Origin of the sequence: Pseudomonas monsensis (assembly GCF_014268495.2) — a bacterium.
Lineage (GTDB): Bacteria > Pseudomonadota > Gammaproteobacteria > Pseudomonadales > Pseudomonadaceae > Aquipseudomonas > Aquipseudomonas monsensis.
This window is the reverse complement of record NZ_CP077087.1, coordinates 1,649,892-1,670,434: the sequence shown is the minus strand read 5'-3', so window position 1 is coordinate 1,670,434 and position 20,543 is coordinate 1,649,892. Positions and strand designations below refer to the sequence as shown.

Annotated in this window: 22 protein-coding genes; 11 read left to right on the top strand and 11 right to left on the bottom strand. The window is 60.8% G+C overall.

What is annotated here, in order from left to right; translation table 11 throughout:
• Positions 1-101: 101 nt before the first annotated feature.
• From HV782_RS07230 to HV782_RS07220, 3 genes are read left to right on the top strand one after another with little or no spacing between them, the layout of a single operon-like run.
• A complete protein-coding gene (locus tag HV782_RS07230) occupies positions 102-1,289 on the top strand; it encodes a colicin E3/pyocin S6 family cytotoxin (protein WP_186744490.1) in 1,188 nt (395 codons plus the stop codon).
• Entirely contained in the window at positions 1,286-1,516 is a 231-nt protein-coding gene (locus HV782_RS07225; protein ID WP_123465270.1) for a DUF7683 domain-containing protein, read from the top strand. The genes HV782_RS07230 and HV782_RS07225 overlap by 4 nt, the downstream gene beginning before the upstream one ends.
• Positions 1,513-1,770 (top strand): DUF7683 domain-containing protein, encoded by a 258-nt coding sequence (locus tag HV782_RS07220; RefSeq protein WP_225931063.1) that lies wholly within the window; start codon positions 1,513-1,515, stop codon positions 1,768-1,770. The genes HV782_RS07225 and HV782_RS07220 overlap by 4 nt, the downstream gene beginning before the upstream one ends.
• A gap of 62 nt (positions 1,771-1,832) precedes the next feature.
• On the opposite strand, the gene HV782_RS07215 is transcribed toward HV782_RS07220, so the two are convergent.
• The gene (locus tag HV782_RS07215; RefSeq protein WP_007969461.1) at positions 1,833-2,297 is read right to left on the bottom strand and encodes an outer membrane lipoprotein; all 465 of its coding nucleotides are present in this window, start codon (positions 2,295-2,297) and stop codon (positions 1,833-1,835) included.
• 168 nt (positions 2,298-2,465) lie between these two features.
• Here HV782_RS07215 and HV782_RS07210 point away from each other — a divergent pair, with 168 nt between their 5' ends.
• A complete protein-coding gene (locus HV782_RS07210) occupies positions 2,466-2,702 on the top strand; it encodes a hypothetical protein (protein ID WP_128615359.1) in 237 nt (78 codons plus the stop codon).
• A 5-nt stretch (positions 2,703-2,707) separates the two neighbouring features.
• Here HV782_RS07210 and pdxH read toward each other — a convergent pair whose 3' ends face one another.
• The 5 genes from pdxH to dinG all read right to left on the bottom strand — a co-directional run bounded on the left by pdxH (position 2,708) and on the right by dinG (position 10,730).
• A complete protein-coding gene (pdxH, locus tag HV782_RS07205) occupies positions 2,708-3,355 on the bottom strand; it encodes a pyridoxamine 5'-phosphate oxidase (protein WP_123465266.1) in 648 nt (215 codons plus the stop codon).
• Positions 3,356-3,379: 24 nt separating this feature from the next.
• On the bottom strand, positions 3,380-4,540 hold the full coding sequence (locus tag HV782_RS07200; protein WP_186744489.1) for an OmpA family protein: 1,161 nt from the start codon (positions 4,538-4,540) through the stop codon (positions 3,380-3,382).
• 113 nt (positions 4,541-4,653) lie between these two features.
• Positions 4,654-5,799 (bottom strand): serine hydrolase domain-containing protein, encoded by a 1,146-nt coding sequence (locus HV782_RS07195; protein WP_123465262.1) that lies wholly within the window; start codon positions 5,797-5,799, stop codon positions 4,654-4,656.
• A gap of 213 nt (positions 5,800-6,012) precedes the next feature.
• On the bottom strand, positions 6,013-8,493 hold the full coding sequence (locus HV782_RS07190) for a beta-galactosidase (protein WP_186744487.1): 2,481 nt from the start codon (positions 8,491-8,493) through the stop codon (positions 6,013-6,015).
• 92 nt (positions 8,494-8,585) lie between these two features.
• Positions 8,586-10,730 (bottom strand): ATP-dependent DNA helicase DinG, encoded by a 2,145-nt coding sequence (dinG, locus tag HV782_RS07185; RefSeq protein ID WP_003222341.1) that lies wholly within the window; start codon positions 10,728-10,730, stop codon positions 8,586-8,588.
• Between the two features lie 98 nt (positions 10,731-10,828).
• Between dinG and HV782_RS07180 the strand changes: the two genes are divergently transcribed.
• Positions 10,829-11,293, top strand: a complete 465-nt coding sequence (locus tag HV782_RS07180) for a CopD family protein (RefSeq protein WP_186744485.1) — start codon at positions 10,829-10,831, stop codon at positions 11,291-11,293.
• Between the two features lie 326 nt (positions 11,294-11,619).
• On the opposite strand, the gene HV782_RS07175 is transcribed toward HV782_RS07180, so the two are convergent.
• From HV782_RS07175 to HV782_RS07160, 4 genes are all read right to left on the bottom strand, one after another.
• The gene (locus tag HV782_RS07175; protein ID WP_186744483.1) at positions 11,620-12,378 is read right to left on the bottom strand and encodes a collagen-like protein; all 759 of its coding nucleotides are present in this window, start codon (positions 12,376-12,378) and stop codon (positions 11,620-11,622) included.
• Entirely contained in the window at positions 12,371-12,646 is a 276-nt protein-coding gene (locus tag HV782_RS07170) for a DUF1145 domain-containing protein (protein ID WP_123465254.1), read from the bottom strand. The genes HV782_RS07175 and HV782_RS07170 overlap by 8 nt, the downstream gene beginning before the upstream one ends.
• 162 nt (positions 12,647-12,808) lie before the next feature.
• Positions 12,809-13,531, bottom strand: a complete 723-nt coding sequence (locus tag HV782_RS07165; protein WP_123465252.1) for a PA1041 family peptidoglycan-binding anchor lipoprotein — start codon at positions 13,529-13,531, stop codon at positions 12,809-12,811.
• Positions 13,532-13,620: 89 nt separating this feature from the next.
• On the bottom strand, positions 13,621-14,316 hold the full coding sequence (locus HV782_RS07160; RefSeq protein WP_186744481.1) for a PA1041 family peptidoglycan-binding anchor lipoprotein: 696 nt from the start codon (positions 14,314-14,316) through the stop codon (positions 13,621-13,623).
• A gap of 200 nt (positions 14,317-14,516) precedes the next feature.
• On the opposite strand from HV782_RS07160, the gene HV782_RS07155 reads away from it, so the two are divergent.
• From HV782_RS07155 to HV782_RS07140, 4 genes are all read left to right on the top strand, one after another.
• Positions 14,517-15,014 (top strand): DUF6231 family protein, encoded by a 498-nt coding sequence (locus HV782_RS07155; protein WP_123465248.1) that lies wholly within the window; start codon positions 14,517-14,519, stop codon positions 15,012-15,014.
• Between the two features lie 4 nt (positions 15,015-15,018).
• A complete protein-coding gene (locus HV782_RS07150; protein ID WP_186744479.1) occupies positions 15,019-15,495 on the top strand; it encodes a YchJ family protein in 477 nt (158 codons plus the stop codon).
• A gap of 100 nt (positions 15,496-15,595) precedes the next feature.
• Positions 15,596-16,090 carry an LEA/WHy family protein gene (locus HV782_RS07145; protein WP_128614908.1) on the top strand — a complete coding sequence of 165 codons (495 nt, stop codon included), beginning with the start codon at positions 15,596-15,598 and terminating at the stop codon, positions 16,088-16,090.
• The gene (locus HV782_RS07140) at positions 16,087-16,290 is read left to right on the top strand and encodes an SEC-C metal-binding domain-containing protein (protein WP_030139406.1); all 204 of its coding nucleotides are present in this window, start codon (positions 16,087-16,089) and stop codon (positions 16,288-16,290) included. Before HV782_RS07145 ends, HV782_RS07140 begins: the two co-directional genes overlap by 4 nt.
• 272 nt (positions 16,291-16,562) lie before the next feature.
• Here HV782_RS07140 and HV782_RS07135 read toward each other — a convergent pair whose 3' ends face one another.
• A complete protein-coding gene (locus tag HV782_RS07135) occupies positions 16,563-17,120 on the bottom strand; it encodes a cysteine hydrolase family protein (RefSeq protein ID WP_123465242.1) in 558 nt (185 codons plus the stop codon).
• A 142-nt stretch (positions 17,121-17,262) separates the two neighbouring features.
• On the opposite strand from HV782_RS07135, the gene HV782_RS07130 reads away from it, so the two are divergent.
• Positions 17,263-17,907: a glutathione binding-like protein gene (locus tag HV782_RS07130; protein ID WP_186744477.1), complete on the top strand. Its 645-nt coding sequence runs from the start codon at positions 17,263-17,265 to the stop codon at positions 17,905-17,907.
• A gap of 171 nt (positions 17,908-18,078) precedes the next feature.
• Entirely contained in the window at positions 18,079-20,529 is a 2,451-nt protein-coding gene (locus tag HV782_RS07125; protein ID WP_186744474.1) for a penicillin acylase family protein, read from the top strand.
• Positions 20,530-20,543 lie beyond the last annotated feature (14 nt).

Here is a 20,543-nt window from a genome sequence, read left to right as displayed (position 1 = left end):
ACGTCTATGGAGACGCGTCCTACAGCCACCATTTTCCTGCTTCGTTAACGTTGCGTAGCCCTTTGCGAGGGGCTGTCGACGGATGAACGAAAGGACGATCAGTGGCTGGCAACAAGGACATTCCCCGGGTTTCCAGCCCACCGCAAGGCGACGGGCATCACGTCACCTACCGCTACATGACGGCCACTGAACTGGCCGAGCGCGACGCCAGACAAAACGCTTACGACGCCATGCTGGCGCGGCAGGAGGCTTTCGAGCGCAGCCGTGAAGTTGCGGCCAAAAAAGCCGAGCCCGTGCGTGCCGGTTGCGTATTTGCCAAGTCCTGCAAATTGCCGGATTCGATTATCGATTACTCGAGTCCTTCGGGGATGGTGCCGACCGACAGCCTGAAGGATTACGGCGATCTGATCCTGCTGGGCGCTCGCGAGGCTGATGAAAACGGCGCAGTTCCTCTCAAGAAAATCGGCGCAACGGCCATCCCGGCAGGCTTCGGCAGTTTTGCGTTGACGGGTTCAGCTTTCAAAGCACTGCCCACAGTTATATCCACCGCAGTGATCACGCCATTGGTGACCCTGGTGGCGCTGTTCACACCCTCGAGCCTTGGTGACAGCGCGCTCTATACCGACGAGCAACTGCGTGGACTTGAACAGGCGCGAACGCGTGTTCGGTTGAGAGTCGAACAGCAGGCCGACGGCAGCCTGAAGGGCTACGGCTTCTACACCGGCAAGAATCGCGATTGGGAAATGGTTGATGTCGTGCAGTTCAAGTTGCGTGGCAGCCAGTTCATTGCTGACTTGGGTGAAGGCGTAGAGCTGATCTGGACGCCTGCTGTGGATGGCTCGGACATCCTCGGTATTTCCGCGCTGGAGGCTGCACCGCAGGCACCGCACATCTGGGTTTATCCGCCGACGAAAGCGGCGGACGGGATTCTGGTTAATCCGGTTTATCCGCCGGAGTACAGGGATTTTATTCTGGTTTTTCCGGCGAGCTCGGGAATCAGGCCGGTCTATATAGTCTTAAACGTTCCTAAAGACTTCAAATACCACCCCGCCCCTGTTTCGCTGCCGGCCTTTCCAGACGTGAAACCTGCACCACTGAAAACCTCCGTTCGCGGTGGAGGAAAAAAGCGAAGACGTTGGAAAGATGCATCGGGGAAAATTTACGAATGGGACTCTCAGCATGGCAAGGTTGAGATGTACACCAAGCAAGGAAAACACCTTGGAGAATACGACCCGAAAACAGGGAAACAAACAAAGCCTGCCGATTCCACAAGGAGAGTAGAAAAATGAAGCATGTAATAGAGGTATTCGATCGAAAGACTGAGGATTTGCTCCTGACCGTAGAGATCGCGGCGCATCACGAGGAAGCATTGAAGGCCCTGATGAACTGGCAACACCCTGAAGATGAGTTCGATGGCTCTGATTTAGACGAAGCGCAGATAAAAGTTTTGGAGGACTGGACGGGAGAAAAGCTCTTGGACGCAACTCATATAGTTCAGTTGGTGTGCATCGAATGACTTATGGCAACTTCAAGCTGAAACACACCGTCGAGGCATTTAATAAACGCACAGCTCGGTTAGCTTTCGAGATCCCCGTTCCCGATGGAAACATTGAGCGGCTCAGAATAATCATGCATTGGGTCAATCCCGAAGACGAAATCTTTGGTTATGACCTCGACCAAGAGCAGATAAAACAATTGGAAGCTTTAATCGGTCGAGCTTTCTACGACTCTAAATACAATTTTCAGATGGGTTGTCATGGAAGCGCGTAAATACCTTAAAAGAAAACCCCGAGCAGTCACCTGATCGGGGTTTTCTTTACCCTACATTCCGCTTAGTGCGAAACGCGGCTGGTCCCGCCAACGGTGGAGATGCGCACGCGCTCGCCAACACGGAACACTTCATTCTCCTGAACCTGCTGCACATAGGCACGCATGCTGCCGTCGTCTTCACGCACGGTGATTTCCACGCCCTGGGTACGGGTCAGACCTTCTTCAGTGGCCGAACCGATCAGACCACCCGCCACCGCACCGATGACCGCAGCCACGATGCTGCCTTTACCGCCGCCGATCGCGCTGCCGCCGACACCGCCGACCACTGCGCCTGCAGCGCCGCCGATCGGGGTCTTGGTGCCTTCGATTTTCACCGGACGCAAGGATTCGATGGTCCCCATGCGAATCGTCTGTACACGACGCGCTTCGTCACGGGAGTAGGAGTCACCGGTCAGGCTCGATTGGCAGCCGGTAAGCAACATCGCCATCGTGGAAAAGGAAGCAACCAGCAGAACAGACTTACGCATAGCATCAACTCCAAAGGAACATATATTCATTAAACTCCGCTGCTTGACGCCTGTCACGGCGCAGCCCGGATAAATTGGCTTTCATTCAGGCGCGGTACAGACGCCTGCAAGGTTTTCCAACAGTAGCGCCAAATTACCGATTCTGCGCCACCGACACCAAGGATTTTCATGGATTACTTCATCATTTTCGTCACCACCGTTGCGGGACTGTACTTCCATTGGTGGCTTTACGTGCGCATCAAACGCTGGATGGATCGCGACCTGGCACTGTCGCTGGCGGGCAAGGATGAAGGTAAACGCGCCTTCATGCTTGAACGGTTGGCGGACGCGCAGGCGCAAAATATCAAGCGCAAGGATTTGCCGCAGTGGCTGGAGGCCGCTGCGGCAAGCTATTGCGCTCGGTAGACTGCCTAGGGTGCCAGACGTTCAAGAATCCAGTCGGCGCCCTGCAGGCGGTAGTTGAGGCGATCGTGCAGGCGGCTCGAACGCCCCTGCCAGAACTCGATGCGCTCGGGCAGCAAGCGGTAACCGCCCCAATGTTCCGGGCAATGCGGCTGGGTGTCGCTGAAGCGCTGTTCGGTGGCCTTGAGCAACTCTTCCAGCTCACCCCGGCCGTTGATCACCCGGCTCTGCGGTGAAGCCCAGGCCCCGAGGCGGCTGCCCAGTGGACGCACCTGAAAATACGCATCGGACTCCTCAGGCGTGACTTTCACCACCCGCCCTTCAATGCGCACCTGACGCTCAAGGGTTGGCCAGAAGAACGTCATGGCGGCAAACGGATTGGCCGCCAGATGCTGGCCCTTGGCGCTGTCGTAGTTGGTGAAAAAGGTGAACCCCTGCTCGTCCAGGCCCTTGAGCAGCAGAATGCGGCAATGCGGTCGTCCGTGCGTATCGACCGTGGCCAGGGTCATGGCGTTGGCCTCCACGGGCGCCTGTTCGGTTTTCACCGCGTCGGCAAACCATTGGTGAAACAACGCAAACGGCTCGTTCGGGGCTTGCGCCTCGGTCAAGCCATCCCGGGTGTAATCACGACGCATATCTGCCAGAGCCTGGGTCATGGCGCATTCCTTTTCGTTAGCGGATCACTGCTTGGAAGTATCGGTGGCGGCGACTTTCTTGTCAGTGGTCGCCGCTTTGGCTGGAGCGGTTTTCTTGGCAGGCGTTTTCGCCGGAGCCTTGGCCGCCGCTTTTTTCGCCGGAGCCTTGGCGGCGGCTTTCTTCGCTGGCGCCTTTTTGGTTGCAGGTACGGCGGCTTTCTTCGCTGGCGCCTTTTTGGTTGCAGGTACGGCGGCTTTGGAAGCGGCCGGCGCCGGTGTTACTGGCTTGGCTACAGGCTTGACGTCCTGGGCGGCAATCATCGTGGTCGGTGCCGGTGCCGGCATGTTGTATTTGCTCAGCAGGGCAACCATGGTGTTCTGCGGGGTCACCAGCAATTCGACGCGACGGTTCAGGGCACGGCCTTCGGCGCTGTCGTTGGCGGCACGCGGGGCATCGCCGCCCATGCCGCGCAGCATCAGGCGATCACGCTGCAAACCGCTCAGACGGAAGATCGCCGCCACGGACTGGGCGCGCTCCTGGCTGAGTTTGACGTTGGCCGGCGCGGCGCCGGTGTTGTCGCTGTGACCGAGCACCAGTACCGCGGTTTTCGGGTCAGCTTCGAGAATTTTCGCAACATTGGTGAACGGGCTGAGTGTCACCGGCAGCAACATGGCCGGACGCTTCGGGTTGAACGAGCCCTCCACCGGCGCGATCACCACCAGCACGTTGTCACGGCGCTCGAGTTGCAGATTGCTGTCCTTGATTGCCGCACGTAGGCGTGGCTCGTAGTCATCCAGCCAGGCCTGGGTGACTTTCGGGTCAGGCATCGGCACTACTTTGGCAGTGGACTGATCCTTGCCGCCGAACGGCCACCACCACTTGCTGCCGGTGTTGGCATCGGTCTTGGCCACTGCAACCGGGGTTTTGGCTGCAGGTTTTACTTCAGGTTTCACCTCAGCCTTGGCCGCTGCATCATCGGAGCTGCCGAACGGCCAGTACCAGTGGCTGCTGCTTTCGGTCTTGGCCACCGGTGCAGTGGCGGCAGGTTTCAGCGGGGCTGGAGCAGGTGCTGGCTCTTTGGCTGCGACTTTGTCGGAAGAGCCGAACGGCCACCAACTGCCGCCGTCTGCATCGTTTTTCGGAGTCTGTGCACAACCGGTCATTGCAACGCACAGGGCCAGGGCGAGGGTCTTTTTAGATGACATTGAAAGTCCACAAAATGAAGTAAGGAAAAATCAGAGCTCTTTCGCCCGGATAAACAGTCGGTTTGAATCGAAAAACCGCATGAGGTTCCGGCCCTGGAACCCCGAATGAAACTTTACAGACAAGTGGCAAGCACCCGCGCGAGCTTCTGCGCGCGCGGATCCATCAAGACGTACGGCCCCAGGGTATTTGTCACAAAACCGAACGCGACATCATGCTCAGGATCAGCAAAACCGATGGAACCGCCCGCGCCCGGATGGCCGAACGCCCGCGGGCCGAGGCCGTAGGTGGCGTTCGGCACGTCCGGTTGATCGAGCATGCAGCCCAGACCGAAACGGGTACGGGTCAACAGAGTCTTGTCTTCGCCGAGGCTGTGTTCGCGGGTCAGCTCTTCGAGCATGTCGCTCTCGAGCAGGCTGCCGTCGAGCAAACCGGCGTAAAAGCCCGCCAGACTGCGTGCGTTGCCGTGGCCGTTGGCCGCCGGCTGCTGCATGCGGCGCCACTCCGGCTTGTTGGTGCTGGTGAGCACCGAGGGCGGATTGGTAAAGGCGCGGGTGGTCATCGCGGTCGGTTCGCGCAGGGTCACTTGCAGCAGACGCTGAGCGGCGGCGTCCCCGGCATTGCCTTTGCCCCGTGCGATATGCGCGACGCGATGAAACTCTTCATCGGCCAGGCCAACGTGAAAGTCCAGGCCCAAGGGCCTGGCGACACGGGCGACGATGGACTCCCCCGGCCCGCGACCGTCGGCGCGCCGCAGCAACTCACCCATCAACCAGCCGTAAGTGATTGCGGCATAACCGTGGCCGGTGCCCGGCGTCCACCACGGTGCTTCGGCCGCGAGGGCGTCGACCATGGTTTGCCAGTCGTACAGTGCTTCCGGCGCCAGCAATTCACGCAAGGCCGGCAGACCGGCCTGATGGCAGAGCAATTGGCGCAGGGTGACCGACTCTTTGCCGGCGGCGGCGAATTCCGGCCAGTAGCGCGCAACCGGAACATCAAGTTGCAACTTGCCTTCGGCAACCAGCTGTAGCGCGGTGACGGCGGTGAAGGTTTTGGTGCAGGAAAACAGGTTGGCGATGGTGTCGCTGTGCCAGGCCTCGCGACCATCCTTGTCGGCAGTGCCGGACCAGAGGTCGAGAACGGTTTCTCCACCGACCTTGATGCACAGGGCTGCGCCGCGTTCCTGGGGATCGTCGAACAGTGCGGCAAAGGCTTCGCGCACCGCTTCGAATTGAAGCTCGTAATGTCCCTGAATCTGCACCCGCAACTCCCCCGCGAAAACGCTCTACAAAGTGGCCCGCATTGTTCCAGCCCTAGAGGGATTTGGGAACAGCTGCGGGCCAGACGGTTAAATGCTGTGGTGAGGCTACTGGCACCTTCGCGAGCAGGCCCGCTGCCACACTGATCTTCAGTGCAGCAGAGATCGAATGCGGGAGCGGGCTTGCTCGCGAAGAACGCTAACGCGGTCTAAACCTTAGTGACCATTCCCGGAATGCCCACCCGCATGACTGGCACCCGGCCCCTTGCCGGCCTCGCCCTTGCGTCCGCCTTCAGCTTCATGCCCCGCCGCAGCGGCCGCTTTCTCAGCCTCCTTGCCCAACTGTTCAAGCGCCTGCAGGTTGCTTTTGCGCACAGTCTCGACAAACCCCTGATACGGCAGATCCGTCACCCCGACCAGTCCGAAGTGCCCGTTCTCGCCATCGAGCAGACGCCCGGTCACCGGCTGATCCAGATACTGGAACCAGTGCACACCGACAATCGACGGTTCACTCAACGCCTGCTTGAGGAAGTTGGCGTAGGCCGGTCCGCGATCTTCTTCCCGGCTCAACTGCGTCACGCCGCCCCAGAACGGGCCGCGATCGGTCGAGCCGAAGTTGAACTCGGTGATCAAGACCGGTTTGTCGAGGGCACCCAGCGCGGCGAAGTCATAGCCGTCCTGTGGCTTGAGCGTGTACATGTTGAAACTCAACACATCGCAATACTGCGCGCAGGAGGCCACGGCTTCCGGGGTGCTGGTGGCGAAACGGCCGCCGAGCAGCAGCTGATTGGGCGCGTGCCATTTCAGCGAGTCGGAAATGGTTTTGAAGTAGGTGTCGGCAAAGACCTTCTGGAAGTACTTGAAGTCGGCCTCGATTTCCGGGTGTTCAGGGTTCGGCAGCGGCGGCACGAAGCCCGGGTCTTCCATCAGTTCCCAAGCCGGCAGATCAATACCCCATGCCTTCGACAACCCCGCCTGATTACGGTATTTGTCGCGCAGTTGCTTGAGGAACGCGCGTTTGGCCGGCACGTCGGTGGTCATTTTCAACGTGCCGTAGGCCAGCGCGTAGCGCGATTGCGGATCGTCACCGGGGCCGGCCCAGGCCAGTTCGTTGTCGGCAAAGTAGCCGATCAGCCAGGGATCGTCGCGGTGATCACGGGCGGCAATCGCCACGGCACGTTCGGTGGCCATGGCGAAGCGTGGATCGAACGGATCCGGCATGCCGCCCCACCAGTCGCTGCCCGTGCTGATGCTGGTGTAATCGCCGACGATCGACAGCGGCAAGGTGTACGGTACACGCTCGGTGTCGCCCAACTGCGGCGCACTCCAGTTGCCAACCGTGTTGAAGCCCCAGGCTTGCAGGCGATCAAGGGTGTGGCTGGCCCATTGCTGCTCATCGAGGGCGGCTGTGCAGGGCGCGGCTGCGTTGGCGTTCGTCGCTTGCACAGCATCGGTCTGCGCCGCTTCGGCAACCCCGGCCTTCGGCTCAGTCGGCACAGCTGCACGCTCTGCGGTGTTGGCGGCAACGCTTTCGGCGGCTTGCGTCTTCGCCGCTGCTGCGACACCGGATGCGCCTGCACTGGCCGATTTGCACGGTTCGCCGTAGACCCGCTGCAAGTTGGCGGCATAAAAGTCGTACCAGCGCCCGTTGCCGTAACCGCGGCCCTGATCGGCACCATTGCCGCCCCGGTTATCGCCTTCGCCGAAATGGCTGGCGAGCGGTTCGTCGGGTTTGGGCAGGGATTCGAACATGTATTCGCGACCGGCCACGTATGTCTGGTTGACGTCCGGGCTGACGGTGTTGACGCCGAGGGAGTAGAACGGATGGCCCTCAGGGGTCACCAGATACCAGCGCCCGTCACGTTTCTCGGTGCGGAAGAAGCCGCTGGCCTTGAACGTCGGGCCCTTGTTCCAGCCGCCAAATTTGTCCAGCGAGGACTTGGCGCGTTCGGCCAGCCAGGTTTTCAGCTGTTGCTGCTCTTTGGCGGCAGCAGATTTGAGTTGTTCGTCGCTGGTGACCTTTTCCGGCCATCTGCTACGGGTCGACTGCCCGTAGGCGTCCACCAGATTGCCGTACACGGCCTGCGTCACCGCATCGCCATCCTGTACGCCGAAACGTTCGAGCAGCAGGCTTTGAGGCACTTTCGGCTGATCCATCGACAGACTGACCGACACCACCTGGCTGCGATCCAGCTCGCCGCTGCTGCTGGCCAACAGAATCCGCTGGCCATCGACGGTCACCGGCATCGGCGGCCCGGCCTTCATGCCCTGGCTCAGCGGCGAGGTCGCCACCAGCGGCACCAGCAGGGTTTGTGCCGGCCCCGCTGGCAGGTCGACGCGACTGGTCAGCGTCTGCCCGTTGTTGCTCTGGATTTGCACGTAGACCGTCACGGCCCAGTTCATTGCGCTTTGCAGCCGCAGGCTCATCATCCCGGACTGCGACCAGTCCCACGCACCGGCCTGCGGGGTCAGGCGCAGGGTCGGGCGGGCTACCGGGTTGAACGTCACCCGGCGCAGTACTTCACCTTCCTGGGTCTGTTCGGCGTTGGCTTGTGGCAGGTCAGTGTTTTCGGTGACGACTTTCACCACGTCGGCGGGGCGAACGAAGTTGAACAGGGTCTGCTGACCGGCAGGCGCCGCCAACAACGGCGCGGCGAAGATCAAGGCAAACACGGCAGGCAACGAGCGGCGAATCATAAGAACGGAGTTCTCCCTAACGACCAAAGGGCCAATGGAAAAGCATGGCAGAGAGATAGACAGCGCGGCGGGCAAAACTGCCCACCGTTGTCTCAGGATATTTCACGACGGAATGGCGGCAACGCATTGAGGATCGCTTTGCCGTAGCGCTGGGTGACCAGACGGCGATCCAGCAAGGTGATGGTGCCGCGGTCTTCTTCGGTACGCAGCAAGCGACCGCAGGCCTGGACCAGTTTCAGCGAGGCGTCCGGCACCGAGATTTCCATGAATGGATTGCCACCACGGGCCTCGATCCACTCCGACAACGCCGCCTCGACTGGATCGTCCGGCACCGAGAACGGAATCTTGGCAATCACCACGTGTTCGCAGTAGGCGCCCGGCAAGTCCACCCCTTCGGCAAAACTGGCGAGGCCGAACAGCACGCTGGAATCGCCGCCATCGACCCGCGCCTTGTGCTTGTTCAGGGTTTCCTGTTTCGACAGGTTGCCTTGAATGAACACTTGCTTGCGCCAGTCGCGGTCGAGGCCGTCGAACACGTCCTGCATCTGTTTGCGCGAGGAGAACAACACCAGCGTACCGCGCGAGCCTTCGACCAGATCCGGCAACTCACGGATGATCGCGGCGGTGTGAGCGGCGGCATCGCGCGGGTCGGCTTTCAGGTCGGGGACCCGCAACACGCCGGCGTCGGCGTGATGGAACGGGCTCGGCACCACGGCGGTAACGGCTTTTTTCGGCAGGCCGGCACGCATCCGAAAACGGTCGAACGTGCCCAGCGCGGTCAGGGTTGCCGACGTCACCAGACAACCGTAAGCCACGTTCCACAAGCTGCGGCGCAAGGTCTCGGCGGCGAGAATCGGGCTGGCGTTGACCTCGATATCGAACAGCGAACCGCTTTCGGCCAGCGTCAGCCAGCGGGCCATCGGCGGGCTGTCTTCCGGGTCTTCGGCGGTGAAGGCGGTCCACAGCTCCCAGTTGCCCGAGGCACGGGACAACAGGCTGCCGAACAGCGGATACCACTCTTCGGCCTGATTGCTCGCGATGCCGATATTGACCTCGCCGTCCATGCCTTCCTTGAGCAGGTCGGTCAGACGGGTGAACAGGTCATTGAGCCGCGAGTAGCCCTTCTTCAGCTCGATGCCCATCTCGCGCATGTGCTCGGGAATCACCCCGCCGACGAAACGATGGCGTGGCCGCTCGCGACCTTCGACGTCTTCGCCGGGTTTGAAATCGGCAATCTGCTCGCACGCGGTGAACATGAACTGCTGCTGGGTCTTGATCTCCCGCGCCAGCTCGGGCACTTGCTCGATCAGCTTGCCGAGATCCCCCGGCAACGGATGCTGGGCCAACAGTTTGGTGAGGTTTTTCGCGGTGGTTTCCAGCCAGTCGGCGGTGGAACGCAGGCGCGTGTAATGAGCGAAGTGGCCGATGGCCTTGTCCGGCAGGTGATGACCTTCGTCGAACACGTAAATGGTGTCGCGTGGGTCCGGCAACACCGCACCGCCGCCGAGGGCCAGGTCAGCCAGCACCATATCGTGGTTGGTGACGATCACGTCGACCTTGCCCATGCCTTCGCGAGCCTTGTAGAAGGCGCACTGGCCGAAGTTCGGGCAATGGCGGTTGGTGCACTGGCTGTGATCGGTGGTCAGACGCGCCCAGTCGGCATCTTCCAGCGCATTGGGCCAGCTGTCGCGGTCGCCGTCCCATTTATTGCCGGCGAGCTTTTCGATCATGCTGGTGAACAGCTTCTGACTGGCCTCGTCGACCTCGATCTTGAAACCTTCTTCTTCGAACAACTGCGCAGTGGCGGTTTGCGCGTGGCCTTCCTGCAACAACATGTCGAGCTTGGACAGGCACATGTAGCGGCCACGGCCCTTGGCCAGGGCGAAGCTGAAGTTCAGCCCGCTATTGCGCATCAGGTCGGGCAAGTCCTTGTAGACGATCTGCTCTTGCAGGGCCACGGTCGCGGTGGCGATCACCAGACGCTTGCCGGCCAGCTTCGCTGTCGGGATCGCCGCAAGGCTGTAGGCCACGGTCTTGCCGGTACCGGTGCCGGCTTCCACCGCGACAATTGCGGGGTCGCCACTGCGCCGGCCTTCGTCATCGGTGTCGATATCCCCGAGGACTTTGGCGATTTCAGCGATCATCAGGCGCTGGCCGTAACGCGGTTTGAGGCTCTTGGCTTCAAGAAAACGCGAATAGGCGCCCTGGATCGTGGTTTTGAGTTCAGTGCTGATCATTGAGTGTCGGGCGCAAAAACGCTGGATAAATTTTCAGTGGTTCGGTTCGGCGGCTATCATACCCCGCGAAACGATCCCGCGCAGAACGGAGTACCCCAATGACACCTTTTAGCCTCGTTTATCCGCTGCATGTCCTGTCCGCCCTGGTCTGGGTCGGCGGCATGTTTTTCGCCTGGATGGTCCTGCGCCCGGCGGCGGTAAAGGCCCTCGACGGCCCAGCCCGCCTGACCTTGTGGGTGGAAGTGTTTCAAGGTTTTTTCCGCTGGGTGTGGGTCGCGGTGATCCTGCTGCCGATCAGCGGCGTGGGCATGTTGCATTTGCAGCACGTGGGGTTCGAGACCGCGCCGAAGTACGTGCAGGTGATGATGGGCTTGTATGTGGTGATGACCGCGCTGTTCATCCGGATTCAGGGCTTGATGCTGCCGGAACTGCGCAAAGCAGTGGACGCGAAGGACTGGCCGGCGGGTGCGGCGGTCCTGGGGCAGATTCGCCGGGTGGTAGGGATCAATCTGATTGTCGGGTTGGTGCTGGTGGCGATTGCGGCGGCAAGACCGATGATCTGAAAATCAAAAGCCCCTCACCCTAACCCTCTCCCGGAGGGAGAGGGGACTGAATGGGGGATATTGAAGAGTTACACCGACCTGGAGGATTGGCTTTGAATCCATAATCGACTCGGTTTTTCAGGTCGATGGATAGTCTGAGTCACCTCACCCCAGCCCTCTCCTCCCGGAGGGAGAGGGGACTGAATGGGGGGTATTGGAGAATTACGCCGACTTGAAATATCTGCTTTGAATCCATAATCGACACGGTTTTTCAGGTCGATGGATAGCCTGAGTCGCCTCACCCAGCCCTCTCCCTCGGGGAGTGGGCTGGGGTGAGGGTAAAACGTTCAGAGACGCTGCACAGTCACAGCACCCGCCGCCCCCACCGGCCCAGGCTGGCCATCAGCCCCGGCCTTGCCATTCTTGCCGCCATCGGCGCGATACACCAGGCAGCCCTTGGATTTGCCGCCCTTCCCTGCTTTGCCGCCAACACCCGCCGGGCCACCGGCACCGCCGGCCACGTTGACCTTGATCAGCTCGGCCGGAAACTCGCGTGGCACTTCAAGACGCACCAGCGCACCCGGTGCGCCCGGCTGGCCATCGCTGCCGTTACTGCCATCGAAACCGTGCCCGGCCGCGCCATAGGTGCAGCCCGGGTCTTCGCCGTTACCGCCATCGAGGCCGACAAAACCCGGCGCACCGGTGCCGCCACGGGCATCGACCAACAGTTGCGGCGCGTTCAACGCCTTGAATTGCAGATTCAGATTACGCCCCGCACGGGCGGCTTTTTCATACGTCCCCGGCGCCCCGCGCGCGGTGATCTGGCTGCCTTCGCTCAGTTCGGCACGGGCCACTTTCAATTCCAGCGCCTGTTCAGCCGGAACGATCGCAATGCGCGCTTCATGGCCAAGACGCAATTGGCCCACGGTCAGCTCGGTCACGTTGGCAGGAATCAGCAAAGTACCGTAATCGGCCACGTCCAGACGTTCGAGCTGCAAAGTGCTGACGGTATTGGGCAAACGCATCAGGGAATTGGGTTCGACGCTGACCACCTGGGCACAGGCCAAGGGACTGATCAATGCAGCGAGCAAGCAGAGTTTACGCATGGGAAGAAGCCTCCGGAGCGGCCGGGGCCGGGATGGTTTGCAGGTGAAATACGCCAAACAACAGGATCCGCAGACGGTCACGCCACGGGTTGGGACGCCCCTTGAGACGACAGAACAGCAACTGCAGAACATGCAGCGCCAGCAACAAGGCGCCAGCCAGATTGACCAGCAAGTGCAGCGGATGCACAAAAGGCACCAGCAGATTGACCACCACCACGCACCAGAACAGCAGGGTCAACAAGCGCCCCAGCCCCCAGAAAACCTTCATACGCTCCCCCGTGTCGGAATTATTCTTTGGGCGCACAGTAACGGCTTAGACGGGGGATAAGCCAGAGGGAAAAATGAAAAAACTTTTGTCAGTCGTCGGATCGCTGCCGGTTCGACGATGATCGTCGCCCGGCAGCTCTAGCCTGCGGACTACAGACAAGTCCTAGCGATTGATATGCAACTCCACCCGACGGTTTTTCGCCCGTCCCTCGTCCGTCGCGTTGTCGGCGACCGGCTCGCTCTCGCCACGCCCTTCACTGGTCAGCTTGCCCGGTTCCAGACCCTGGCTCAGCAGATACGCCGCCACACTGCTGGCACGCCGCTCCGACAGTGCCTGGTTATAGGCATCCGAACCTTTGCTGTCGGTATGGCCGATGACTTTGATGCTGACCACATCGGCATTGCGCAGCTTGTCCATCAGCGTATCGAGCTGGGCTTTCGCGGCCGGCGTCAGATCAGATTTGTCGAAATCGAACAGCACGTTGCCGGCATCACTGAGGGTGATGACTTCCGATTGCGGCGCAGGTTCGGGGGCTTTTACAGTGACCGGATATTGCGGCAGCGGGCAACCACGGTGATCGACCGGGGTATTGGCCGGGGTGTCAGGGCAACGGTCGCGGCGGTCGAACACGCCATCGCCGTCTTCATCGCCGTCCTGGGCATAACAGATCAGTCCGCCGGTGAGGATCCCCAGCGCTGCGCCGCCGCCAGCCCAGCCACCACTTTCGATGGCGCCAAGACCGCCGCCGACCAGCCCGCCGATCAGGCTGCAAATAGGCCACGTACGTTGATTGAGGGGTGCAGTGCCATCGCTGTGAGTAGCGCAACCGGTGAGCAAGCTGCCTAGCAGCAGCACCGGCAAGACGGACCTTGAGAAAACAGTCATTTTGAAAGCTCCTGTGTCACCGGCCCATACCGGTTACACAGGAGTAAAGACCCGCATCCGCGACTGCACAAGCCGCGGATGCGAGAGGTCTAGCGGACGATTTTGATTTCGGTACGACGGTTTTGCGCGCGACCGTCAGCGGTTTTGTTATCGGCCACTGGCTGGCTTTCACCCATGCCGGACACCGAAACGAAGCTGGCGCGTGGCACACCCTGCTGGATCAGGTATTCCACCACCGAATGCGCACGACGATCCGACAGTTTCTTGTTGTAGGCATCGCTGCCCACACTGTCGGTATGACCGGTCACGGTCAGTTGCGCGTTGGAGGATTCCTGTTTCAGGCGAGTGGCGACTTTGTCGAGCACTTGTTTGTCAGAACCGGTCAGCGTGGCCTTGTCGAACTGGAAGTGCACATCGCGAATAACTATGGTTTCTTCCTTGACCACAACGGCTTCTTCTACCACTGGCGCAGGGGCAGGTGGTGGGCAGCCGTCAGCATCGACTTTTACGCCTCGAGGCGTGTGCGGGCACTTGTCGCGACTGTCCGGCACACCATCACCGTCCTCGTCACCATCACCGTGCACCCAGCAATAGGCCGCTGCCGTACCACCGACCAACAGTGCGCCGTAGCCGGCCCACGCCGAACTTTCCGTCGCACCGAGGCCCGCACCGACTACACCGCCGACCGCCGCACAGGTCGGCCAGTCGGTTTTCTGCAAACCTGCGCAACCAGTCAACACACTGGTTAGCAGAATCAAAGGTAATGCTGTCCGAACTATGCTCATCTGGTTTTCTCCTGAGGGATCGGCTTAGAACCGATTCAGGGAGTAAAGACCGGAGTTTTAATCTCCGCCAGCAATAGGCCATTGCTGTTTGCGACCGTGTTCACAGGACTTTCCCCCCATTTACCGCGAACCGGCGCCGCAGCGCGCTTTGCCGGCGCAGTCAGGCAGGCTAGTCTTGGCAGTCTGATTGAGGAGCATTGATGAACGTCGCCATTTCTTCCCGCACGCCACAACAGGCGTTGGCCGCTTTGCTGGATCGCTACGCCCCGGCGCGTCTGCTGTTGATCGGCGCCAGTGAATTCCCGGCGCTGAGCGCATTCAAGCAAGCGCACCCGGACACCTGCGTGGCACATGCCGCGCCCGGCGCCTTGCCAGCGGAACTGGCCGCGCGGCGTTTCGACCTGGCGCTGGTGGTCGATTGCCTGGAACATTTGCCCAAGCGCGATGGCCTGAACCTGTTGGGCGGCATTCGTAACCTCAACGCCAGCCGCATCGCGGTGCTCTCGGATCTGACGGCCAGCGGCTGGCAGGAAACCGATTTCTATTCGCTGGCACTGCAGGCCAGCGAGCGCTTCCAGCGTGACGATCAGGTGCTGACCCTGTTCACTTACGATCTGCTTGACTACAAACAAGTCCCCGACTGGCTCAACTCGCGGTTCTGGGCCAATCCGGAAAACTTCGGGAAATACTGGTGGTAATGCAATGAGTACAGCCATTTGCCCGTGCGGCAGCGGTAATCTGCTGGACGCCTGCTGCGGTCACTATCACGCCGGCCACCCGGCGCCGTGCGCCGAGGCGCTGATGCGCTCGCGCTACAGCGCCTATGTGCTGGGTCTGATCGATTATCTGGTGGCGACCACCCTGCCCGCCCAGCAAGCGGGGCTGGATCGTCAGGCAATCAGTGCCTGGAGTGCGCAGAGCACCTGGCTCGGCCTCGACGTGGAAAGCTCGGAAGTCTTCGGCGGCCAGCCGGAGCACGCCTTCGTCACCTTCACTGCACGCTGGCACGACAGCCAGGGCGAACACAGTCACCGCGAGCGCTCATCGTTCGTGCAAAACGCCGGGCGCTGGTACTTCATCGACCCGACCGTGCAGTTGAAACTGGGACGCAACGATGCGTGTCCTTGTGCCAGCGGGCAGAAATTCAAGAAGTGCTGTGCGGGGTATTTCGGCGTATAGGATCAACAGATCGCAGCCTGCGGCAGCGCCTGCAGAGAACGCCATCTCATGCAGGCGGCGATCTTTTAGCGTCTAGACTGGCAGCAAAAGGAGTTCAACCATGCTCGGTCGTTGGCGCACATTCCAGCTCTTCACCTTGATGCTGACCCTGAATCTGGGCGGCTGCGCTTCGTGGTTCAGCGACGACAGTGTCGACCCCGCCGTGCACCTGGTGAACGTCGAGGTGGTACGGGCAAAACTGCTCGAACAGAAATTCATCCTGCACTTTCGCATCGACAACCCCAACGACAGCGACCTGACCGTGCGCGGCCTGGAATACCGCATTCATCTGGGCGACCTGCTGCTGGCCGAGGGTGAACATGAACACTGGTTCACGGTGGGGCCCAAACGCAGCGCCTACTTCAAGGTGCCGATCCGCACTAACCTGTGGCCGCAGGTCAAGGAGGTGGTGAAAATGCTGAAAAATTCGAACCAGCCGATTCCTTATCGGTTACAGGGCGAAATGGAAACCGGTTTATTCATCGCTCACTACGTGCACCTTGAACGCAATGGCGTGATAATCCCCGCCGATCTAATTCCGGAGCAACACCGATGACCCAGCAACCTCATGTCCATGGCCCTGACTGCAACCACGATCATGATCATGACCATCACCACGATCATGGCCATGTCCACGGCCCGAACTGCGGCCACGCCCACCAGGAACCGGTGCGCAACGCCTTGAAAGACGTCGGCCGCAACGATCCGTGCCCATGCGGCAACGGCAAGAAATTCAAGAAGTGCCACGGCGCTTGATGCGCCAGGCGAAGAGCGCCTTCGCCTGATACTCCGCCATCGCTGGCAAGCCAGCTCCCACAGTGACCGAGTTCCTTCCGTTGGAATGCAATTGACTGTAGGACTGAGGCTGCTCGCGATGACGGCAGCACATTCAACATCGCTGGCACCTGACAGACCGCTATCGCGAGCAGGCTCACGCCTAAAGGTGAGCGGGTTTCTTCAGATGGAATGCAATCGCCCTGTGGGAGCGAGCTTGCTCGCGAAGGGGGCCGGTACACAGGGCAAAGATTTCAGCCCGCCGCGAGAATCTGCTTCGCACTGACCACCGTCGCATACTCCCCCTGCAAATTCCCCAGCGACATCCCGTGCACCTCTTCAGCCGTGCGCAACGTGCCGAAATAATCGGCCTTGTCGAAGGTAAAGCACGCATCCTCCACCACCCACGCGTCGAACCCCAGATTGCCCGCCGCGCGCGCCGTGGACTCCACCGAGTTGTGGGTGGCCACGCCAACGATGATCAACTGCCCGATCCCCGCCTCATTCAACCGTGCTTCCAGCCCGGTGCCACAAAAGGCATCCGGCACGCGTTTCTGTATCAGCCACTCGCCATCCTGCGGCAAAAACCGCTGCTGAAACTCCACGCCTGACTGTTGCGGCCAGAACACCGAGTCCGGCGAATGCGAAAGATGCTGCACATGAACCACTGGTCGCGCGTTGCGGCGCCAGAATCCGAGCAAATCGAGGATTCGCTCTTCGGCCTGCGGATTGTTCCGCCGCCCCAGACGCGGTTCCAGAATGCCTTGTTGCTGGTCGATGATGATCAGCGCAGCGTTGGCCTGAAGTTCCATGGCGATTTTTCTCACGAGGGGTCATTGAATTCCCCCTAGTTCAGCATCACCTCTTCCTGCCAGGCAAGCGATCGAACGCACACGGGACGACTCGACGCCGACGTTGGCTGCACGCAAGTCCATTTCTGATTTGGAGCTTTCCATGATCGACCTGTATTACTGGACCACCCCCAACGGCCACAAGATCTCGCTGTTTCTCGAAGAAGCCGGCCTGCCGTACAACGTGCACCCGATCAACATCAGTCAGGGTGAGCAATTCCAGCCGCACTTTCTGAAAATCGCTCCGAACAACCGAATCCCGGCCATCGTCGACCATGAACCGGCCGATGGCGGCGAGCCGCTGTCGCTGTTCGAGTCGGGGGCCATCCTGCTGTATCTGGCGGAAAAGACCGGGCTCTTCCTGCCCAAGGATCTGCGGGGTCGGCAAACGGCGTTGCAATGGCTGTTCTGGCAAATGGGCGGGCTGGGGCCAATGGCGGGGCAGAATCATCACTTCAGCCAGTTCGCCGCGGAAAAAATCCCCTACGCGATCAAGCGCTACATCGACGAAACCGCGCGCCTCTATGGCGTGTTGAACAAGCAACTGGCCGACCACACATTCGTCGCCGGCAGCGAGTACAGCATCGCCGACATGGCGATCTACCCGTGGATCGTCTCGCACAAATGGCAGAGCCAGAACCTTGAGGACTTCCCGCATGTGCTGCGCTGGTTCAATCACATCAAGGATCGTCCGGCGACGGTCAAGGCGTATGCCCTGGTGCAGCAGATCAACCCGCCCAAAGCCTGATTGAATTCATTGTGGCGAGGGGATTTATCCCCTCGCCACAGGTCTTGTGTTGTCCTCAGGTGAAGGTTCGTCTGACAAATCGAGAAATAACCCCCGCCCCCGCTTGCGCGGCACCCTACTGCTCACTAACGTAGCGCCTTTACTGACGCTACCCCCCGCAGGAGCTTTGCCATGGCCTCGCCAGCCCTTACACATTTTCTTCCCCGGTTCGGCGTTGCCGCAGCAGTGGCCGGTGTTTTGGGCCTGTCCGGGTGCCAGACCTGGAACGCCCAGGACACCCTCCCGCCCACCTCCGGCGTGCAACCGCTCAAGGGCCTGGCGCAGAACGTGTCGGTGCGACGCAATGCCATGGGCATGCCGTTGATCGAAAGCAACAGTTTCCATGACGCGCTGTTCACCCTCGGTTACGTGCACGCCAGCGACCGCATCAACCAGATGGTCACCCTGCGCCTGTTGGCTCAGGGCCGTCTCGCGGAAATGTCCGGTGCATCAATGCTCGATGCCGACCGCTACATGCGCGCGGTCAACCTGAAGAAAAGTGCCGGCGAGCTGTACAAGGCCTCGTCGCCACGGCTCAAGCGCTTCTTCGAAGTCTATGCGCGGGGCGTCAACGCCTACCTGTTCCGCTACGCCGACAAACTGCCGGGCGATCTGGCCTCCAGCGGCTACAAGCCGGAATACTGGAAACCGGAAGACTCGGCGCTGATATTCGCCCTGTTGAATTTCAGCCAGTCGGCCAACCTGCCGGAAGAAATCTCATCCCTGGTGCTCGCGCAAACCGTAACCAGCGACAAACTCGCCTGGCTGACGCCGTCCGCCCCCGATGAGAATTTGCCGCTGGCTGAGGCCGACAAGCTGCAAGGTTTGAAACTGAACGGACAGATTCCCGGCCTGAGCGAACTGAGCAACGCCAGCCAACAGCTGTCGGCGCTGAACCTGCTCGGCACCACCTCGTCGAACAATTGGGCCATCGCCCCGCAACGCAGCCGCAGCGGCAAGAGCCTTCTCGCCAGCGACAGCCATGGCCCACTGGCGGCGCCGTCGCTGTGGACCTTCGTGCAGATCCGCGCACCGAAGTATCAGGCCGCCGGAGTCACCGTTGCCGGTTTGCCGATGGTGCTCGGCGGCTTCAACGGCAAAGTTGCGTGGAGCGCCACCAGCGTGCTCGGCGACAACCAGGACCTGTTCCTGGAAAAAATCCGTCGTCAGGGCAACAGCCTGACCTACGAGGTCAATGGCAAATGGCAGCCGCTGGGCGTGCGCAACGAAACCTATTTCGTCAAAGGCCAGCGGCCGATTCGCGAAGCGGTGTACGAAACCCGCCACGGCGCACTGCTCAACAGTGCCCAGGCCGCGGTACAAGGCAACGGTTTTGGCCTGGCTCTGCAAACACCGAGTTTCACCGACGACAAGTCGCTGGACGCGTTTTTTGACCTGACCCGTGCGCAGAACGTTGAACGTGCCTCGGACGCGAGCCGCGAGATCCGCGCCATTGCCCTGAACATGGTGTTCGCCGACGCCAGCAACATTGGCTGGCAAGTCACCGGGCGTTTCCCCAACCGCCGTGAAGGCGAAGGCCTGCTGCCGTCGCCGGGCTGGGAAGGTCGTTACGATTGGGACGGTTACGCCGACCCGATGCTGCACCCGTACGATCAGGACCCGGCGCAAGGCTGGCTCGGCACCGCCAACCAGCGGGTGATTCCTCACGGTTACGGCATGCAACTGTCGAACTCCTGGGCGGCGCCGGAACGTGGCGAGCGTCTGGCGGAACTGGCCGGCAGCGGCAAACATGACGGCCGCAGCGTGATCGCCATGCAGTACGACCAGACCACCACGTTTGCCGCCAAACTGAAAAAAATGTTCGAAGCGCCGGGCATGAAGCAACCGCTGAAACAGGCGATCGACGCCCTGCCGGAAGCGGAGCGCAACAAGGCCCGCGAGGCGTTCACCCGCTTGATGGCATTCGACGGCAAACTCAGCCCGACTTCGGCCGATGCGGCGATCTACGAACTGTTCCTGCAAGAAAGCATGAAACAGATCTTCCTCGACGAACTGGGCCCTGAATCGAGCCCGGCGTGGAAAGCGTTCATCGCCAACGGCGACTTGTCTTACGCGGCCCAGGCCGATCACTTGCTCGGCCGTGAGGACAGTCCGTTCTGGGACGACATTCGCACGCCGCAGAAAGAAGACAAAGCCGTGATCCTCGCCCGCAGTCTCGCGGCGGCGATCAGCGCTGGCGACGGTCAACTGGGTGGCGATCACCGGGCCTGGCAGTGGGGCAAACTGCATAGCTACGCGTGGAAAAACGCCAATGGCCAGACCGTTCGCGGACCGCTGGCAGCCGGGGGCGATCACACCACCCTGAATACCGCCGCGTTCGCCTGGGGCCAGGACTTCACCACCACCCGCGCGCCGTCGATGCGCTTTATCGTCGACTTTGGTCAGGCTGAACCGCTGATGGGGCAGAACGGTACCGGCCAGTCGGGGAACCCGGTCAGCCCGAACTACCTCAACGGTGTCGATGCATGGCTGAAGGGGCAGTACATCGGTTTGCCGATGCAGCCGCAGAACTTTGACCGGGTGTACGGCAAAACCCGCCTGACCCTCACCCCCGGCAAATAAGGCAAACATCAAGA

What these genes read in the sequence shown, in the direction of transcription:
- HV782_RS07140 (WP_030139406.1), top strand. Translation starts at nt 16,087, where the DNA reads ATGACCCAGCAACCTCATGTCCATGGCCCTGACTGCAACCACGATCAT.
- HV782_RS07165 (WP_123465252.1), bottom strand. Translation starts at nt 13,531, where the DNA reads ATGACTGTTTTCTCAAGGTCCGTCTTGCCGGTGCTGCTGCTAGGCAGC.
- HV782_RS07130 (WP_186744477.1), top strand. Translation starts at nt 17,263, where the DNA reads ATGATCGACCTGTATTACTGGACCACCCCCAACGGCCACAAGATCTCG.
- HV782_RS07155 (WP_123465248.1), top strand. Translation starts at nt 14,517, where the DNA reads ATGAACGTCGCCATTTCTTCCCGCACGCCACAACAGGCGTTGGCCGCT.
- HV782_RS07220 (WP_225931063.1), top strand. Translation starts at nt 1,513, where the DNA reads ATGACTTATGGCAACTTCAAGCTGAAACACACCGTCGAGGCATTTAAT.
- HV782_RS07215 (WP_007969461.1), bottom strand. Translation starts at nt 2,297, where the DNA reads ATGCGTAAGTCTGTTCTGCTGGTTGCTTCCTTTTCCACGATGGCGATG.
- HV782_RS07175 (WP_186744483.1), bottom strand. Translation starts at nt 12,378, where the DNA reads ATGCGTAAACTCTGCTTGCTCGCTGCATTGATCAGTCCCTTGGCCTGT.
- HV782_RS07210 (WP_128615359.1), top strand. Translation starts at nt 2,466, where the DNA reads ATGGATTACTTCATCATTTTCGTCACCACCGTTGCGGGACTGTACTTC.
- HV782_RS07145 (WP_128614908.1), top strand. Translation starts at nt 15,596, where the DNA reads ATGCTCGGTCGTTGGCGCACATTCCAGCTCTTCACCTTGATGCTGACC.
- HV782_RS07150 (WP_186744479.1), top strand. Translation starts at nt 15,019, where the DNA reads ATGAGTACAGCCATTTGCCCGTGCGGCAGCGGTAATCTGCTGGACGCC.
- HV782_RS07190 (WP_186744487.1), bottom strand. Translation starts at nt 8,493, where the DNA reads ATGATTCGCCGCTCGTTGCCTGCCGTGTTTGCCTTGATCTTCGCCGCG.
- HV782_RS07160 (WP_186744481.1), bottom strand. Translation starts at nt 14,316, where the DNA reads ATGAGCATAGTTCGGACAGCATTACCTTTGATTCTGCTAACCAGTGTG.
- HV782_RS07170 (WP_123465254.1), bottom strand. Translation starts at nt 12,646, where the DNA reads ATGAAGGTTTTCTGGGGGCTGGGGCGCTTGTTGACCCTGCTGTTCTGG.
- pdxH (WP_123465266.1), bottom strand. Translation starts at nt 3,355, where the DNA reads ATGACCCAGGCTCTGGCAGATATGCGTCGTGATTACACCCGGGATGGC.
- HV782_RS07225 (WP_123465270.1), top strand. Translation starts at nt 1,286, where the DNA reads ATGAAGCATGTAATAGAGGTATTCGATCGAAAGACTGAGGATTTGCTC.
- dinG (WP_003222341.1), bottom strand. Translation starts at nt 10,730, where the DNA reads ATGATCAGCACTGAACTCAAAACCACGATCCAGGGCGCCTATTCGCGT.
- HV782_RS07135 (WP_123465242.1), bottom strand. Translation starts at nt 17,120, where the DNA reads ATGGAACTTCAGGCCAACGCTGCGCTGATCATCATCGACCAGCAACAA.
- HV782_RS07125 (WP_186744474.1), top strand. Translation starts at nt 18,079, where the DNA reads ATGGCCTCGCCAGCCCTTACACATTTTCTTCCCCGGTTCGGCGTTGCC.
- HV782_RS07180 (WP_186744485.1), top strand. Translation starts at nt 10,829, where the DNA reads ATGACACCTTTTAGCCTCGTTTATCCGCTGCATGTCCTGTCCGCCCTG.
- HV782_RS07200 (WP_186744489.1), bottom strand. Translation starts at nt 4,540, where the DNA reads ATGTCATCTAAAAAGACCCTCGCCCTGGCCCTGTGCGTTGCAATGACC.